The organism is Limosilactobacillus portuensis (genome assembly GCF_014838735.1).
In the GTDB taxonomy this organism is placed as follows: Bacteria; Bacillota; Bacilli; order Lactobacillales; family Lactobacillaceae; genus Limosilactobacillus; species Limosilactobacillus portuensis.
Window position 1 is genome coordinate 1 of record NZ_JABUXQ010000169.1, and the last position, 201, is coordinate 201.

The 201-nt window shown below is 37.3% G+C and carries 1 pseudogene; it reads right to left on the reverse strand.

What is annotated here, in order from left to right:
* Positions 1-201, reverse strand: a pseudogene (locus tag HUK49_RS11010) (RNA-guided endonuclease TnpB family protein); the annotation flags it as partial.

Sequence of the window (201 nt, forward strand, 5' to 3'; positions counted from 1 at the left end):
TCGTTGCCAATTTTGGTAATCGCTTATATCTTCTTTGATATCTTCGTGATTATGATTCCATTGTCGAACAGCAACAGTTACTCGATACTTACGTTTACTATACTTGGATTGCCACTTAGTGTCTTGTTTCTCTAACCATTTAGTGTGGAAAGTACCATACTTGATTCCATCAGAGCTGATAGCCAAATCAGCTATACCAAC